The sequence below is a fragment of the Nisaea sediminum genome (assembly GCF_014904705.1).
In the GTDB taxonomy this organism is placed as follows: domain Bacteria; phylum Pseudomonadota; class Alphaproteobacteria; order Thalassobaculales; family Thalassobaculaceae; genus Nisaea; species Nisaea sediminum.
The window spans coordinates 1-17,254 of sequence record NZ_JACZCQ010000003.1; the positions used below are offsets into that span (position 1 = coordinate 1).

At 63.2% G+C, this 17,254-nt stretch carries 14 protein-coding genes; 4 read left to right on the forward strand and 10 right to left on the reverse strand.

Features of this window, described 5'->3' with window-relative positions; all coding sequences use genetic code 11:
• Nucleotides 1-75: 75 nt before the first annotated feature.
• The gene (locus tag IG122_RS04975; protein WP_193181070.1) at nt 76-912 is read right to left on the reverse strand and encodes a transporter substrate-binding domain-containing protein; all 837 of its coding nucleotides are present in this window, start codon (nt 910-912) and stop codon (nt 76-78) included.
• 439 nt (nt 913-1,351) lie between these two features.
• On the opposite strand from IG122_RS04975, the gene IG122_RS04980 reads away from it, so the two are divergent.
• Both IG122_RS04980 and IG122_RS24405 read left to right on the forward strand, forming a co-directional pair.
• Nucleotides 1,352-2,803 carry an aldehyde dehydrogenase family protein gene (locus tag IG122_RS04980; protein ID WP_193181072.1) on the forward strand — a complete coding sequence of 484 codons (1,452 nt, stop codon included), beginning with the start codon at nt 1,352-1,354 and terminating at the stop codon, nt 2,801-2,803.
• 132 nt (nt 2,804-2,935) lie between these two features.
• Nucleotides 2,936-4,969 (forward strand): adenylate/guanylate cyclase domain-containing protein, encoded by a 2,034-nt coding sequence (locus IG122_RS24405; RefSeq protein WP_193181074.1) that lies wholly within the window; start codon nt 2,936-2,938, stop codon nt 4,967-4,969.
• A gap of 12 nt (nt 4,970-4,981) precedes the next feature.
• Here the strand turns inward: IG122_RS24405 and IG122_RS04990 are convergent, their stop codons facing one another.
• From IG122_RS04990 to IG122_RS05020, 7 genes are all read right to left on the reverse strand, one after another.
• Nucleotides 4,982-5,665, reverse strand: coding sequence for an alpha/beta fold hydrolase (locus IG122_RS04990; RefSeq protein ID WP_193181076.1), 684 nt, complete (start codon nt 5,663-5,665; stop codon nt 4,982-4,984).
• 145 nt (nt 5,666-5,810) lie between these two features.
• Nucleotides 5,811-6,803, reverse strand: a complete 993-nt coding sequence (locus tag IG122_RS04995; protein WP_193181078.1) for an ABC transporter substrate-binding protein — start codon at nt 6,801-6,803, stop codon at nt 5,811-5,813.
• 43 nt (nt 6,804-6,846) lie between these two features.
• Nucleotides 6,847-7,953, reverse strand: a complete 1,107-nt coding sequence (locus IG122_RS05000; protein ID WP_193181080.1) for an ABC transporter permease — start codon at nt 7,951-7,953, stop codon at nt 6,847-6,849.
• Entirely contained in the window at nt 7,950-8,834 is an 885-nt protein-coding gene (locus IG122_RS05005; protein WP_193181082.1) for an ABC transporter permease, read from the reverse strand. Before IG122_RS05005 ends, IG122_RS05000 begins: the two co-directional genes overlap by 4 nt.
• A complete protein-coding gene (locus tag IG122_RS05010; RefSeq protein WP_193182597.1) occupies nt 8,821-9,654 on the reverse strand; it encodes an ABC transporter ATP-binding protein in 834 nt (277 codons plus the stop codon). The genes IG122_RS05005 and IG122_RS05010 overlap by 14 nt, the downstream gene beginning before the upstream one ends.
• Before the next feature lie 106 nt (nt 9,655-9,760).
• Nucleotides 9,761-11,215: a dihydropyrimidinase gene (hydA, locus tag IG122_RS05015; protein ID WP_193181084.1), complete on the reverse strand. Its 1,455-nt coding sequence runs from the start codon at nt 11,213-11,215 to the stop codon at nt 9,761-9,763.
• Nucleotides 11,216-11,241: 26 nt separating this feature from the next.
• Nucleotides 11,242-12,492: a Zn-dependent hydrolase gene (locus IG122_RS05020; RefSeq protein ID WP_193181086.1), complete on the reverse strand. Its 1,251-nt coding sequence runs from the start codon at nt 12,490-12,492 to the stop codon at nt 11,242-11,244.
• A 301-nt stretch (nt 12,493-12,793) separates the two neighbouring features.
• On the opposite strand from IG122_RS05020, the gene IG122_RS05025 reads away from it, so the two are divergent.
• The gene (locus IG122_RS05025; RefSeq protein WP_193181088.1) at nt 12,794-13,429 is read left to right on the forward strand and encodes a TetR family transcriptional regulator C-terminal domain-containing protein; all 636 of its coding nucleotides are present in this window, start codon (nt 12,794-12,796) and stop codon (nt 13,427-13,429) included.
• Nucleotides 13,430-13,564: 135 nt separating this feature from the next.
• On the opposite strand, the gene preA is transcribed toward IG122_RS05025, so the two are convergent.
• Nucleotides 13,565-14,869, reverse strand: coding sequence for an NAD-dependent dihydropyrimidine dehydrogenase subunit PreA (gene preA, locus IG122_RS05030; RefSeq protein ID WP_193181090.1), 1,305 nt, complete (start codon nt 14,867-14,869; stop codon nt 13,565-13,567).
• A gap of 20 nt (nt 14,870-14,889) precedes the next feature.
• Nucleotides 14,890-16,233 (reverse strand): NAD(P)-dependent oxidoreductase, encoded by a 1,344-nt coding sequence (locus IG122_RS05035; protein WP_193181092.1) that lies wholly within the window; start codon nt 16,231-16,233, stop codon nt 14,890-14,892.
• Nucleotides 16,234-16,394: 161 nt separating this feature from the next.
• Between IG122_RS05035 and IG122_RS05040 the strand changes: the two genes are divergently transcribed.
• Complete coding sequence (locus IG122_RS05040; protein WP_193181093.1) at nt 16,395-17,198, forward strand: alpha/beta fold hydrolase; 804 nt, start codon at nt 16,395-16,397, stop codon at nt 17,196-17,198.
• The last annotated feature ends 56 nt before the right edge of the window (nt 17,199-17,254 follow it).

Genomic DNA, 17,254 nt, shown 5'->3' on the forward strand with positions numbered 1-17,254 from the left:
GTCCTCTGAGGGTGTAAATACAACGGCCCCCGGGACAGGGAATCCCCGTCTCCTTCGCTCTCAAGCCGTCGGCGATCAGCCGCAGTTCGGCGTATGCTCCGTCGGATCATAGCCCTCGAAGCCCGGCTCGCCGTATCCCGGCTGCACGGTGATCAGCGCGGAGCCCGGAGCGGGCGTCACGCCGAACCATTTCTCGCTGAGCTTGACCATGGTGCCGTCCAGCTTCATGCACTCGATCGCTTCCTCGACCTTGTTCCTGAGCTCGGCGCTGTCCTTGCGGAACGGCATCGAGAAGACCTTGCCGGTGGAATGGATGTAGGAAAGCTCGATCTGCGGGTTCTTTTTCACCGCCCAGGCCGACGCGGTGTTGCCCGCGACGTTGGCGAAAGCACGGCCGGAGACGACCGCCTGGATCGCGTCCGTGTTGGTGCCATAGGATTCAACCTTCCAGCCGATCTGGCTTTCGAGGTCGCGCGCCCACTTGTCATAAACGGCGCCTTTGTTCACCGCGATCACCTTGCCCTTGAAGTCCTCGAGCTTGGTGATTTTCGGGCCGCCTTTCTTGATCACGAACTGGAAGTCCGTGTTGATGTAGCCCTCGGTGAACAGCATGCTTTTCGTACGTTCCTCGGTGAGCGTGGTCGGCGCGACGATGAAGTCGTAGGTGCCCGCCTGCATGCCCGGCAACAGACCGGACCACTGGGCCGCCGTGATGTCCATCTCGGCACCGAGGCGCTTACCGATCTCGTTCGCGAGATCGACGTTGAAGCCTTCAACGCCGCCGGAGAGTTTCGGCATGGCGTGCGGTGCGAAAGTACCATCAAGCCCGACCTTGTAGGTCTTGGCCTCGGCGATACCGGCGACGGCCATGGCTAGCGCGGCGCCGAGGAGCGGATATTTCAGGAAATTCATGATCAGCCTCCATGTTCGATTTAAACAGGTCCGCCGTATTTGCTTTGGGTAGCTCCGCCCTGCGGCGGGGCCCCTCTTCGGCTGAACCCTTCGCCCCGCCCGGCAGAATACGGGTCGATGCGTCAGTCAGCGTGAGGGCGGGGGAACTGCCCTCATGGGTAGGTTTCGGAGTGTATGCACCTATTGTGCAGCGCAACAATAAAGATTTGTTCGGTTCCTTTTCCTGAACTTATACCGCAGAAAACCCGGAAACTCCTTTCGCCCCCTTGTTGTCGAAGCGGATTTCATGGAGTAATGCGGGCGCGTGTCCTCCCGTGGAGGACCTCCTAGTACCGGCCCGATCCGATCCCCATATGCGGACCACCCGCCCGAGACCGGGACGGGCCAGATATCACCGGCAAGCACGCGGCAGGCCCTCTGGGCTCCGCGGGAGGAACAGATGGAACGGAAGACCGATTTCTTCATCGACGGAAAATGGGTGGCGCCGATCAAGGCGAACGATTTCCCCGTCATAAACCCGGCGAACGAGACCGAATACGCGACCATCTCCCTCGGCAGCGAGGCCGACGTGAACGCCGCGGTCGCCGCCGCCAGGCGCGCCTTCCCGAGCTGGAGCACGACGCCCCATGCCGAGCGCGTCGCGAAGGTCGAGAAACTCGCCGAGATCTATCAGGAGCGGATCGAGGAGATGGCAGAGGCGATCTCCAAGGAAATGGGCGCGCCGAAGAACATCGCTTCGAGCCAGCAGGCCGCGGCCGGACTCGGCCATATCAAGGCCTTCATCCGCGCCCTGAAGGAATTCACCTTCGAGCATCCGCTGAACGAGAAGTTCCAGACCGAATACATCATCCACGAACCGATCGGCGTCTGCGGTCTGATCACGCCGTGGAACTGGCCGATGAACCAGGTAACCCTCAAGGTCGTCCCGGCCGTTGGCGTCGGCTGCACCGTGGTGCTCAAGCCGTCCGAAATCGCCCCGATGTCCTCCCTCCTCTTCGCCGAGTTCATGGAGCAGGCAGGCTTCCCGGCTGGTGTGTTCAATCTGGTGAACGGCGACGGCCCGACCGTCGGCGAGGCGATGAGCCGTCACCCGGACATCGACATGATGAGCTTCACCGGCTCCACCCGCGCCGGCGTCGCCGTCACCAAGGCCGCGGCCGATACTGTCAAGCGCGTGGCGCTGGAACTCGGCGGCAAGGGCCCGAACCTTGTCTTCGCCGATACCGACGTCGCCAAGGCGGTGAAGCGCGGTGTGCTGCACATGTTCAACAACAGCGGCCAGAGCTGTAACGCGCCGAGCCGGATGATGGTCGAGAAATCGGCCTATGCCGAAGCGGTCTCAACGGCGAAGTCCGTCGCCGAAGCGCAGGAAGTCGGCGATCCGAGCCAGGAAGGCCGCCAGATCGGCCCGGTGGTTTCTGAGACCCAGTTCAACAAGATCCAAGGCCTGATCGAGGCCGGCATCAAGGAAGGCGCGACCCTGCTCGCCGGCGGTCTCGGCCGCCCGGACGGCCTCAATCGCGGCTATTACGTGAAGCCGACCATTTTCGCGGACGTGACCAACGACATGACCATCGCCAAGGAAGAGATCTTCGGCCCGGTGCTGTCGATCATGTCCTTCGACAGTGAAGAGGAAGCGGTCAAGATCGCGAATGACACGCCCTATGGCCTGACTTCCTACGTGCAGACCGGCGATCCGGAGCGCGCCAAGCGCCTCGCCCGCCAGCTGCGCGCCGGCATGATCCAGCTGAACGGCGCGGGCCGCGCGCCCGGCAGCCCGTTCGGCGGTTACAAGCAGTCCGGCAACGGCCGCGAGGGCGGCATCTACGGTCTGATGGAATTCCTCGAAGTGAAGGCCATCGCCGGCTGGCCGGCCGAAGCCGCCGAGTAAGCTTTCCGCTCCATATCTCCGAAGACGGGCGCATCGCACCGATGCGGGCGGTTTCATGTGCTATAAGGCATTGGGCGGGCGGGATAAGGGGCCCATAGTCCGGGAATAACCCTTCGGTCCGGAGAGCGGCGCGTGACCAAGAAAGCCTGGATCAGACTGCGAACGGCGCTGCAGGGCCTGCTGATCACCAGCGTCGTTGCCTCCGTAGCCACCGTCGGCGTGATGCTGACCGACGAAACAGCCGAGGTCCTCGAAGGTCTGGCCGAAGCGCATTTCACCACCGTCGGACATTCCGTAGTCGACAAGGTCGACCGGCTGCTAAACCGCTACGCGAACGCGCTGACGGTCATCGAACTGGTCGACTCCGGCACCTTCGCCGGGCCCGGCGGACAGCAGGAACTCGAAACAGCTCTGCTCTCGAAGGTCCTTCATCTAGATCCCGGCACATGGGTCGGCTACGGCAGCCTCACCGGAGCAGGCTATTTCCTGGTTACCCGAAACGAGCATTCGGCGGAGATGGCATCCGATACCATTCCGCATATCCATGCCGCCCATCAGAACAATAAGCCCGCCTCACGTGAAAAGGGCACCGCGGGTCACGTCTACGCCACCTCCTACAAGGACGCAGCCTGGTTCAAGGATGGGCTGAAGAGCCCCTCGCCCACATGGACCAAGCCCTACAGGTTCCAGGACGGCAAACTCGGCATGTCCGTGCTGAGGGCTCATGGCAACCCGCCGGCGGGCGTTCTCCACATCGATATACCGCTGGAGGATCTCAAGGCTTGGATGACCAGAATAAAGGTCGGAACGACCGGCGCTGCATTCCTGATGCACCGGGACGGCACCGTGGCCGTTGCTCCTAGCCTGGACGAGGAAAACCGCAAAATCCTCACCGACGTGTTTGCTGGGAACCGGGAAGAGCTTCAGGGCCTGTTCGCCCGTGCTTCGAGCACCGAGTTCATCTCAAAGACGATCCGCTGGGACGGCCTGCCCTATCATGTCGGCGCGCAGGCGATCCCGTCGTCCCGCAATCTCGAATGGTTCGTCGCCATGATCGTCCCGGAACGGGATTTCCTCTATCTCGCCCGCGAGCGTTTGCTCGGAACGGTCGCCTTCGGCATCGGAGCGACCATCGCCGTCATCATCGCCGCAGCCTATCTCGCAACCCGGATTTCGGGCCCGATCAGGACGATCAGCGCGGACATCAGCGAAGCCGCCCGGATGCGGTTGTCCGATACACCTGCCCCGAGTTCCGGGATTGCCGAGCTCAACATTCTCGGCCGCTCGGTCGACCAGATGAAATCGGGTCTTCGCTCGCTGCAGCGCTACGTGCCGCCGGATCTCGCCGCCGACATGGTCAGCAGCGGCGAAGCCGCGTCCTTCGGCGCGGTCCGCAAGGAGCTCACCATCCTCTTCATCGATATCGAGGGTTTTACCGGGATCGCCGAGGGCATGGCACCGGACCGGCTGGTCCTCGAACTGCGCGACTTCTTCGATCTGATGGCGGAGGCCCTGCACCGCTCCGGCGGGACAATCGACAAATTCATGGGGGACGGTCTGCTCGCATTCTACAATGCGCCGAGGGACCTGCCGGACCATGCGGCGGCGGCCTGCGCCGGCGCCCTGGATGCGCTGGAAGCACTCCGGCAACGGGAGGGAAATACCGGTGTCGCGGAGTTCCGCATCCGGATCGGGCTCGGGTTCGGCGACGTGGTCGTCGGCAATATCGGCTCGTCCGAGCGCTTCGGCTACTCGATCATCGGCGACGCAGCCAATGTCGCCTCTCGGCTGGAATCCCTGAACAAGATGTACGGCACGCGGATCATCGGACCGAAGGCGCTGAAGACCGCCGCCGGAGACGGTTTCGAGTGGCGCCATCTCGACCGGGTAGCCGTGGCCGGGCACAAGACGCCGACCGACATCTACGAGTTGCTCGGCCGGTCGGGAGCGGTGGACGCAGACCGTCTCGCGGCGCGAGACCTCTACGAGAGAGCCCTGCGTGACTATTTCGCCGGGGAATTCACCGAGGCGGCGAATGGGTTCGCTTCCGCCGGGGAGCGCTTGGGCGCCGATCCGGCGGCCCGGATGCTCCGGGAACGTTCGGAACAGCTTGCCGCGGCCGCGCCTGCCGATTGGGACGGTGTCTTCAGCTACACGACCAAGTAGGGCCGCGCAGGATCAGTCGAGCCAGTCCTTGAGAATCGCGACCATTTCCTCCGGTGCTTCCAGGGGCAGCATGTGTCCGCAATCCTCGACGATCTCGAGCCGCGCACCAGGAATCCCGTCCGCGAGCTCCTGCGCCTCATCGAGGCTGCGCAACTCGTCCTGACGGCACCAGACGACGATCGTCGGAGCGGAGATCCGAGGCAGATCTGCATGCCCGTCCGACCGCGCGACGCCGATCTGGTTGACGAAACCTTCCTTGCCGATCCGGTCCGCCATCTCGCGGATCTTTCCGACCAGATGCTCGTCGCCGCGTCTGTCGGGATGCAAAGACGACAGTATCGAGTGACGCGACAGGCCTCGAAAGCCGCGCGTCTCGGCCGCCTTCGCCAGACCGGCCTTGCGTTTCACCTGCTCCTCACCGTCGCCGCGCGCGCTGGTGTTGAGCAATGCCAGGCGCTCCACCCGCTCCGGCGCCTTCAACGCGATCTCGCGCGCGACGAACCCGCCCATGGAAAACCCGACAAGAGAAAACCGCTCCGGAGCCTCGGACAGCACCCGCTCGGCCATTGCCCCGAAACTCCTGTCCCGCGTCAGGTCCCCGAAATGAAGCGTGCCCAGCCGCTCAAGTCCGGGACGAGCCAGGTCCCAAAGACGGGCGTCGCACATGAACCCGGGCAGGAAGAGAATGTCGGTCATAAGGGCCCCGAAAACCGAAAATGGATGGCGGCGAGACTACCCCTCCCGGGACACCGCATGCCACCCCTCGCCTTGTCATTGGAACCGTGAACGAAAAAGGCGGCCTCCGGGGCCGCCTTCTCCTCATCTGATATCTCTCAAAAGCTTACTTAAGCGCCTTGTCCGTGATCAGATGGGTCCAGGCGTTTTCCGGCTTCTTGGTGATGACCGGGCTGGAACCGCCCTTCAGCAGCGTGTTGACCGTCCGCTCGTAGTCGGCCGGATCGAGCGCGCCGTTGGAGCCTGCGGTGAGCTTGGCGATCTCGCGCATCATCCGCTTCTGGTGCTTCTCGGTCTGGGCGCCGGTCGCATCGTTGTCGAGCACGATCTCGGCCGCTTCGTCAGGATTGGCCTCGGCATATTTCCAGCCCTTCATCGAAGCCCGCACGAAGCGCGCCATCTTGTCGACGAAGGCCGGGTCCTTGAGGTTGTCCTCAAGGACGTAGAGACCGTCCTCGAGCGTGGCCACGCCCTGGTCCTGATACTTGAAGACCACCAGCTCGGACTCCGGGATACCCGCATCGATGATCTGCCAGTACTCGTTATAGGTCATGGTGGACACGCAATCGGCCTGCTTCTGAAGCAGCGGGTCGACGTTGAAGCCCTGCTTCAGAACCGTCACGCCGCCGGCGCTGCCGTCGGTCGGAATCTTCAGCTGCGACATCCACGAGAGGAACGGATATTCGTTGCCGAAGAACCAGACGCCGAGGGTCTTGTCCTTGAAGTCGGCCGGCGAGGTGATGCCGGTATCCTTGCGGCAGGTCAGCATCATGCCGGAGCTCTTGAAGGGCTGGGCGATATTGACCAGTGGAACGCCCTTCTCGCGGGAGGCGAGCGCGGAGGGCATCCAGTCGATGATGACGTCGGCGCCGCCGCCTGCGATCACCTGCGGCGGGGCAATGTCCGGGCCGCCCGGCTTGATCTCGACCTCGAGATTCTCGTCCTTGTAGAAGCCCTTGTCGGCGGCCACGTAATAGCCGGCGAACTGGGCTTGGGTCACCCATTTCAGCTGCAGGGTCACCTTGTCGGCGGCCATGGCGGTCGTCGCCATCAGGCCGACGGCGCCCGCGAGCAATCCAGTCAGCAATCGTCTTTGCATCGTCACTCTCCTCAATTGATTAAAGCCTCCCCGGCCCCGCTTCTTATCTGTTCGACGGGTGCCAGAATGTCAGGGCGCGCTCGATCAGCACGAGTGCGCCGTAGAAAGCGGAGCCGGCCAGCGCCGCTACCGCGATTTCCGCCCAGACCATGTCGACGTTCATGCGTCCGACCTCGGTCGAAATGCGGAAGCCCATGCCCACGATCGGAGTGCCGAAAAACTCGGACACGATGGCACCGATCAGGGCCAGCGTCGAATTGATCTTGAGGGCGTTGAAGATGAACGGCAGCGCCTCGACGAGCCGCATTTTCCAGAGGGTCTGGCTGTAACTCGCGGCGTATGTGCGCATCAGATCCCGCTGCATCGCACTGGAGGCCGAAAGCCCCTCCAGCGTGTTCACCAGCATCGGAAAGAAGGTCATGATCACCACGACCGCGGCCTTGGACTGCCAGTCGAAGCCGAACCACATGACCATGATCGGCGCGACCCCGATGATCGGCAGCGCGCTGACCATGTTGCCGACCGGAACCAGTCCGCGCTTCAGGAACGGCGAGCGGTCGACCAGGATCGCGGTTCCGAACCCGATGCCGCAGCCGAGCACGTAGCCGACGATCACGGCCTTCAGGAAGGTCTGCACGAAATCGGCCCAGAGGATCGGCAGCGAGGCGGTCAGCTTCACCCAGATCGCGCTCGGCGCCGGCAACAGCACCTGCGGCACGCCGGCGCCCCGCGTCACCGCCTCCCAGATCAGCATCAGCCAGAGCCCGAAGATCAGCGGGATCATCAAGTCGACGGCGCGCCGGGCTCCCGTTGGCAGCATCTTCGAGGCCTGGGTCAGTCGTGTCACGCTCGTCCAGGCCATGAGCCAGGCCGACACCAGCAATGCCCAGTAACCGCTGGCCATGTCCCCCGGCGCGGTGTCGATATGCAGCATCAGAGGGAACGCAGCAGCATGGACCGCCAGGATGACTACCGCCGCGCCAAAGGCACCCTCACGCCGGACGACAGCGGCCCCGATGCCGACCAGCAGCAGGAGACCGCAGGTGACGAAAGCGGGCGATAGCGCGGCGGTTCCAGTCACCCCCGCAATCGCCGCAAAGAGTAGCGCGGCCGCGCCGCCGGTCACCGTCAGGGGAAAACCGGCAATCATTGCACCATCCCCATGCGGCGGCGCACCGCCTTGTCCGCGAAGCCGACAATGGTGACCAGCATGGCGGCGAGGAAGGCCGCGCTCAGGAGCGCAGACCAGATCTGCACCGTTTGGCCGTAATAGGACCCCGCAAGCAGCCTCGCTCCGAGACCGGCAACGGCCCCGGTCGGCAGCTCGCCGACGATGGCGCCGACAAGGCTTGCGGCGATGGCAACCTTCATCGAGGTGAACAGGAACGGGATCGCGGATGGCCAGCGCAGCTTCCAGAACGTCTGGAAAGAGGACGCGCTGTAGGTCCGCATCAGGTCGAGCTGCATCGGATCGGGCGAGCGCAGTCCTTTCACCACGCCGACCGTGACCGGGAAGAAGGAGAGATAGGTCGAGATCATCGCTTTCGGGATCAGACCGGACACCCCGATCGCGTTCAGCACCACGATGACCATCGGCGCGATTGCGAGAATCGGGATGGTCTGCGAGGTGATGATCCAGGGCATCAGGCTGCGCTCGAGACTTTCCACGTGGATGATCGCCGCAGCCAGCACGATGCCGAGGACGGTGCCGATCAGAAACCCGAGCATGGTTGAAGAAAGCGTTATACCGGCATGATAAACAAGGCTTCTTTTAGACGTGACTTTCTTCTCGATCGTGGTCTGCCAGATCTCGACCGCGACCTGATGCGGCGCCGGCAGCACCGGACGCTTCTGGTTCAGGGTCGCGGCGACGAACTCGCCGGTGCTCCGCTCCACCTTGTCCCGCACGTCCTGATCGCGCTGGAACGGTGTGTTCAGCGCGACCGCCCCGGCATACCAGATGCCGAGCAGCACCAGCACCACGGTCAGAACCGCCGCTGCCTTTGAGTGCAGGAGATTACTCATCGTCATAAGCATGCCCCGCCCGAAGCCCGTCGCGGACGCGGTGCGCGATATCGAGGAATTCAGGCGTCTCGCGGATATCCAGAGTCCGTTCGCGCGGCAGGTTGCACTCGATCACGTCATGCACCCTGCCCGGACGCGGCGACATCACGACGATCTTGGTCGAGAGGAAGACCGCCTCGGGGATCGAGTGGGTGACGAAGATGACCGTCTTGTTGGTGCGGTCCCAGAGCCGGTTGAGCTGCTCGTTCAGATGGTCGCGGACGATCTCGTCGAGCGCCCCGAACGGCTCGTCCATCAGCAGGAGGTCCGGCTCGACCGCAAGCGCGCGGGCGATGGAGGCACGCTGTTGCATGCCGCCCGAAAGCTGCCAGGGAAACTTGCGTTCGAAACCGGCGAGGTTGACCAGTTCGAGATTGCGCCTGATGCGGTCCTCGCGTTCGCCCTTGTCGAGCCCCATGATCTCCAGCGGCAGCGCGACATTGCCGGCAATGGTCCGCCACGGATAGAGCGCCGCGGCCTGGAAGACATAGCCGTAGGCACGCGCCTTGCGCGCCTGCTCCGGCGACATGCCGTTGACCGAAATCGCCCCTGAGGTCGGCTGTTCGAGATCGGCGATCACGCGCAGCAGCGTGGTCTTGCCGCAGCCACTCGGTCCGATGAAGGAGACGAATTCGCCTCGCTCGACCGTGAGGTCGACATTGGAAAGCGCGTGAACCGGTCCGTCATTTGTCTCGAAGGTCAGGCAGAGATCGCGCGCCTCTATCACCCGGAAGGCCGGAGTTTCGCCCGCGCCGCTTGCCCCGAAAGCCGCGCCGGTTGCCTGCATGTCTGTCACCATAGTCTCCAAACCGGCGGACCGGCCGGCACCCTCCGGCAGTCCGCTTCTATTTCGCTCTGCAAATCGCGGACGGCCTCGCCGCCCGCTTTCCGGCTCAGACCCCCGCCGGGATGTTCGCGGCGTCCCGCACGACCCGGCGCGGTGCCGTCAGCTCTTTCCATTTGGAGAGCGCGGTATTGGTTGCCGGATAGGGATCGCGGCCAACGAACTTGCCGCGTCCTTCCGCGGCATCGACCTTGCCCTCGGTCGCGACCACATCGCCGCGGCTGATCGTGAACCGCGGCAGACCGTTCACCTCGATGCCCTCGAAAACATTGTAGTCGATCGCCGAGACCTGGTTCTTTGCCGTGATCACCTTGGAGGCCTTCGGATCCCAGACCACGATGTCCGCGTCGGCTCCGACCAGGATCGCACCCTTTTTCGGATAAAGGTTCAGGATCTTGGCGATGTTCGTCGAGGTGACCGCGACAAACTCATTCGGCGTCAGACGTCCCGTGTTCACGCCCCGGGTCCAGAGTACCGGCAGGCGGTCTTCGAGCCCGCCCGTCCCATTCGGAATCTTGGTGAAGTCGCCGACCCCCATGCGCTTCTGCTTGGTCGTGAAGGCGCAATGATCGGTCGCCACGCACTGCAGGGACCCGGCCGCGAGGCCGTTCCAGAGGCCGTCCTGATGCAGCTTGCTGCGGAACGGAGGCGACATCACCCGGCGTGCCGCGTGATCCCAGTCCGGATGGGCGTACTCGCTCTCGTCCAGCACCAGGTGCTGGATCAGCGGCTCACCGAAGACCCGCTTGCCATTCTGACGCGCCCGGCGGATCGCCTCGTGCGCCTCCTCGCAGGAAACATGCACGATGTAGAGCGGCACGTTCGCCATGTCGGCGATCATGATCGCCCGGTTGGCGGCCTCGCCCTCGACTTCCGGCGGACGGGAATAGGCATGTGCCTCCGGCCCGTTATTGCCTTCCTCCAGCAGTTTCTGCTGCAGATGGGCGACGACGTCGCCGTTCTCCGCATGCACCAGCGGCATGGCGCCAAGGTCCGCGCAGCGGCGGAACGAGGCGTACATCTCGTCGTCGTCCACCATCAGCGCGCCCTTGTAGGCCATGAAATGCTTGAAGGTGTTGATGCCCCGCTTCACCACCTGCTGCATCTCGTCGAAGACCTGCTCCGACCACCAGGTGATGGCCATGTGATAGGAATAATCGGTGACCGCCTTCGAAGCCTTCTGGTCCCAGCTCTGCAGCGCCTGCATCAGCGACTGGTCCGGCACCGGCAGGCAGAAATCGACCAGCATGGTGGTGCCGCCGGAGACCGCGGCGGACGTCCCGCTATGGTAATCGTCGGCCGAATAGGTGCCCATGAAGGGCATTTCCATGTGCGTGTGCGGGTCGATGCCGCCCGGCATGATGTAGCAGCCGGTCGCATCGATCGTCTGGTCGCCCTTCAGGTCCTTGCCGATCTGGGTGATGACACCGCCCTCGATCAGGACGTCGGATACGTAGCTGTAATCGGCGGTGACGATGGTCCCGCCCTTGATCACCTTAGACATGAGCTCTCTCCTGTATCGCTTTGTTTTTATTCGACGATCTGGGCTGTTTCGACGACCGCATGGAACAGCACGTCCGCCCCCGCGGTCGCCCATTCCTTCGTGATTTCCTCGTCCTCGTTATGGCTGAGCCCATCGACGCAGGGGCACATGACCATTGCGGTCGGCGCCACCCGGTTGATCCAGCAGGCATCGTGCCCGGCGCCGGAGACGATGTTCCGGTGCGAATAGCCGAGTTCCTCGGCCGCATTGCGGATCGCCGTGACGCAACCCTCGTCGAAAGTGACCGGATCGAAGCCGCCGGTCTGCTCGATCTCCAGCCCGAGGCCGATCTCGTCGGCGATCTCCTTCGCCCCCTTGCGGAGCTTTGCGTCCATCTCTTCGAGATTGGCCTTGTCCGGATGGCGGAAGTCGACGGTGAAGACGGTCTTGCCAGGGATGATGTTCCGGGAGTTCGGATAGAGCTCCAGATGCCCGATCGCGCCGACCCCGTTCGGACCGTGCTCGAGCGCGATCCTGTTCACCAGCTCGGTGATCCGCGCCATGCCAAGGCCGGCATTGATCCGCTTCGGCATCGGGGTGGAGCCGGTGTGGCTCTCCTTGCCAGTGAGCGTGATCTGGATCCATTTCAGGCCCTGGCCGTGGGTCACCACGCCGATATCGATATTCTCGTCCTCGAGGATCGGGCCCTGCTCGATATGCAGCTCGAAGAAGGCGTGCAGCTTGCGCTCGCCGACCGGCTCGTCGCCCTTGAAACCGATCCGCTCCAGCTCGTCGCCGAGCTTCTTGCCCTCGGCGTCGGTCCGCTCGTAGGCCCATTCCTGCGTGTGGACGCCGGCGAAGACGCCGGAAGCGACCATCGCGGGGGCAAAACGTGTGCCCTCCTCGTTGGTCCAGTTCACAACCTCGATCGGATGTTTGGTCTTGATGCCGAGATCGTTCAACGTCCGGATCACCTCCAGCCCGCCGAGCACGCCGAGCACGCCGTCATACTTGCCGCCGGTCGGCTGAGTGTCGAGATGGGAGCCGACCATAACCGGCAGAGCCGACGGGTCCGTGCCCTCACGCCGGGCGAACATATTACCCATGCTGTCGACGCCCATGGTGAGGCCCTGCTCGCCGCACCATCTCGCGAACAGCTCGCGCCCTTCCTTGTCGGAATCCGTCAGCGTCTGGCGGTTATTGCCGCCGCGGACGCCCGGTCCGATCTTCGCCATTTCCATGAGGCTGTCCCACAGCCGCTGACCATTGATCCGGATATTGCTTGCCGGCTCGCTCATCCAAGACTCTCCTGTCCGCTCCGTCCCGGGACCGGGACATTCCGCGCTTTCGGTCCTAAGCCCATGTCATCAAACAAGACTTTGACCGTTAACGATTTTTGAGAGCATTTGTCTTCATGCTCTTCTGCCAGTATAAGCAAAGACAAGTTTGACCAATCGATCAAGATCAAAGTGTAGGCAATCCGCGGCCTTCACTGCCCGGAAATCACGCAGGCAATCCCACGACCGACATGACCTTCACCTTCCCGTCTTCACTGCGCCTCTCGAGCGCTCTCGCCGCCGCCGAAAACGGTGCCGCGTAATGGCCGCCGTCACCGGAGAGACTCCGCGCACACGCATTCAGCAGGAGAACCGCGAGCGCATCCTCAAAGCGGCGCTCGACATGTTTTCGCGCTCCGGATACCGCGGCACCACGCTCGACCAGATTGCCTCGGCCGCCGGGATGTCCAAGCCGAACATGCTCTACTACTTCCGCACCAAGGAAGAGCTCTACCGGAGTGTCCTGCAGGAGACCCTCGACGACTGGCTGACGCCGTTCGCGAAACTCGATCCCGAGGGCGATCCGAGCGCCGAACTCGGCGCCTACATTTCCGCAAAACTGGCTCATGCCCGCATCAATCCGAAAGCCTCCCGCCTCTTCGCCAATGAGATCCTTCAGGGTGCGCCCCTGCTGGAGAAAACCCTGAAGGGCCGGCTGAAGGACCTCGTCGAGGAAAAGTCCAAGGCGATCCGGACCTGGATCGCCGCCGGCAAGATGGTGCCGATCGAACCTCTGCACCTGATCTACATGATCTGGGCCGCGACCCAGCATTACGCCGATTTCGAAACCCAGATGGATGCACTCGAAGGCACCGAACCGGGGACCCGCGAGAAACGCTTCGAAAACGCCGAGCGGACCTTGTTCACCGTTCTCTTCAATGGCCTGAAACCGCGTTAAGAACGCCCGCCAAGCGATTCTTTTTCATTCAAAAACAACCGTGATCCCGGACTTGATCCGGGACCTTGCGGAGCCGGGACTGAGCCCTTCGGCTACGAGGTCCCGGCTCTGCGGCCGGGATGACGGCGCATATAATTACTCCGCAGCCACCCGCATCGGGTTGTTCGGATGCGTCGTCCAGTTGCCGTATTCCGGATTGATCGGCTGGCCGGTGCGCGCGTCGACACCCTCGGTCAGATGCTCCATCGTGATACAGCCCTCGACCGGGCAGACGCTGACACAGAGATTGCAGCCGACGCATTCCGCGTCGTTCACTTCGAAATGCCGCTGGCCGTCCTTCTCCGCCCAGATCGCCTGGTGAGAGGTGTCCTCGCAGACGATATGGCAGCGGCCGCACTTGATGCAGCTCTCCTGGTCGATCCGCGCCTTCACGACATAGTTCAGGTTCAGATACTGCCAGTCGGTGACGTTTGGAACGGCAAGGCCGACGAACTGGTCGATGGAGGTATAGCCCTTCCCGTCCATCCAGTCGGAGAGCCCGGACTTCATCTCCTCGACGATCTTGAAGCCGTAGGTCATCGCGGCCGTGCAGACCTGCACCGTGCCGGCGCCCATCGCCATGAACTCGGCGGCGTCGCGCCAGGTCGTGATGCCGCCAATGGCGGAGATCGGCAGGTCCTTCGTCTCCGCATCGCGGGCGATCTCGGAGACCATGCTGAGCGCGATCGGCTTCACCGCCGGGCCGCAATAGCCGCCATGGGTGCCCTTGCCGTCGATATGCGGGCTCGGCGCCATGATGTCGAGATCCACACCCATGACCGAGTTAATGGTGTTGATCAGGGAAACCGCGTCCGCCCCACCCTTCTTCGCCGCCCGCGCGGGCTGACGGACATCCGTGATGTTCGGCGTCAGCTTCACGATCACCGGCATGCGGGTGTTCTGCTTGCACCAGCGCGCGACCATCTCGACATATTCAGGCACTTGGCCCACTGCCGCCCCCATGCCGCGCTCCGACATCCCGTGCGGGCAACCGAAATTGAGCTCGATCCCGTCAGCGCCAGTCTCCTCGACCAGCGGCAGGATCTTTTTCCAGGCCTCTTCCTCGCAGGGAACCATCAGCGAGACGACGATCGCCCGGTCCGGCCAGGCCTTCTTCACCGCCTTGATTTCGCGAAGGTTCACCTCCAGCGGCCGGTCGGTGATCAGCTCGATGTTGTTGAGGCCGATCAGGCGCCGGTCGTTTGAATGCACGGCGCCATAGCGCGGGCCGTTGACGTTCACGATATGCGGATCCTCGCCGAGCGTCTTCCAGACGACGCCGCCCCAGCCCGCTTTAAAGGCGCGGGTGACGTTGACCTCCCGGTCGGTCGGCGGTGCGGAGGCCAGCCAGAACGGGTTGGGGGATTTGATACCAAGGAAATTGGTCTGCAGATTTGCCATGATCTTTCTCCCGATCCGGCTCAGGCGCCCGTCAGCGCCGCATGGATGGAAAGCGCGGCCTGTTTGCCGTCCTCGACCGCGGCGACGGTCAGATCCTCGCCGCCTGCAATCGCGTCACCGCCGGCCCAGACCTTCGGATGGCTGGTGCGGCGGTCGGCACCGGCCTTGATCCGCCCGCCCTCGAGCGCGATCTCCGCCTTGGCCCCCTTGAGCGGCGCCGGCACGAAGGTCTGACCGATCGCCTTCATCACCATGTCGGCCTCGAGCGTGTAGCGCTCGCCGGTATCGACCAGCTTGCCGCCCTCGTCCCGGGTCTTCATGAAGCTGATGGCGGCGGCCTTGCCGTCCGCCCCCGCCTCGATCTTCTCGGGCCGGGCCCAATACCGCAACACGACCCCTTTGTCTTTCGCCAGCGACTGCTCGTAGGCGCTCGCATTCATCCGGTCGGCGCCCCGGCGATAGACCAGCGTCACGTCCTCCGCCCCGAGCAGTTTCGACTGCACGGCAGCGTCGATCGCCGTCATGCCGCCGCCGATCACGACGACACGGCGTCCGACCGCGACCTTTGCAAGAGCGGGCGCCTGTCGAAGGTCCTCGATAAAATCGACCGCATCGACGACGCCTTCGAGCTGCTCGCCAGCGATGTCGAGACCGTTTGTCGCCCCGAGACCGAGACCGAGGAAGACCGCATCGTACTCAGCGACAAGCGCATCCAGTGTGACATCACGACCGAGCGCCATGCCTGTCTTCAGCTCGATCCCGCCGATGGAGAGCACGAAATCGAGTTCGCGCCGAGCAAACTCATCGACTGCCTTGTAGGCGGCGATGCCGTATTCGTTAAGCCCGCCGCCTTTCGGTTTCGCCTCAAAGATCGTGACGTCGTGCCCGTGCATGGCGAGGCGGTGCGCGCAGGAGATCCCTGCAGGACCGGCACCAACCACGGCAACCTTCCTGCCGGTCGGCGCCGCGCGTTCAAACGGATGGACACCGGCCGCCATCAGATGATCCGTCGCATAGCGCTGAAGCTCTCCGATCCGTACCGGCTTCTGTTCCGCCGTCTCGCGGACGCAGGCCTGCTCGCAGAGCGTCTCCGTCGGACAGACCCGGGCACACATCCCGCCGAGGATGTTCGCACTGAGGATCGTCTTTGCAGAGCCGGACGGGTTGTCGGTCAGGATCTGCCGGATGAAGAGCGGAATGTCGATGCCTGTCGGACAGGCCGTCACGCACGGCGCGTCATGGCAGAAATAGCATCGGTCCGCCTCGACATAGGCTTCGTGTTTGCTGAGCAGCGGGTGGAGATCGGCGAAATTCGACTCGACCTCCGCCGGGGACAGACGGTCCCCACGGATATCAGACGGCATAATCTCTCCTGTTCGATCACGGTGCATTTGCACTCGTTTTTTACTATCTGATCAAAAAACAGGTTTGCCGTCAATTCGAACAAGCGCCGTGCGAAACAACTTGTGCTGCGATCTTTCCCGTAATTAATTTCAGCTATTAAGTTCCTATGTCCGGGCACGACATGAGCTCCGAGACTGAAATCATTTCCGGCAAGGCACGATTGGCCGCAACTGTCCGTGGTAACGGTCATCCGGTCGTCTTCCTGCATGCAGCGGTCGCGGACAGCCGCATGTGGACCGCACAATGCGAGGGCTTGTCAGCGACACATCGTGCCATCGCCTATGACCGCAGGGGCTTTGGCAAGAGCGAGGCCGCTCCCGAGGAGCATTCGTCGGTCGAAGACCTGATGACCGTTATCGACAAGCTGGGCGACGGGAGTCCCGTCACTCTCGTCGGATGCTCGCAGGGAGGCCAGATTGCACTGGATGCTGCACTCAGATATCCGGCGCGCGTCCATTCTCTGGTGCTCATAGCCCCGAATGTAAGCGGGTCGCCCGCCCCCAGTTATCCGGCACCGGTGGCCTCGCTCATGGAAGAGATCAGACACGCCGAGACCAAGCGCGATGTCGATCGGGTCAACGACCTCAAAGCGCGTGTCGTGCTGGACGGCGCCCTGTCACAGCCTGGGCGTGTCACAGAACCGGCGCGCGCGCTCTTCCTTGAGATGAACGGCACCGTGCTCCGCAAGCCGTCACCGGGGAGCAACACGGACAGTGAAGACGCCTACCATCGCCTGCACGAGATACGGGCTAGGTCGCTGGTGATCTGGGGCGATCTGGATTTCCCGCATGTTCAAGAACGGTGCCGCAAGGTCGCGGACGGGATCCGGGACGGATCACACATTGTCCTCCGCAATGCGGCTCACCTCCCCAGCATGGAGGCACCGGAAACAATAACCGGACTACTGAGGGACTTCCTTCAGTAAGGGGCCAGCAAAAAACCGCCGGAAGGTAGTCCTTCCGGCGGCTCAGGTCGATTTGG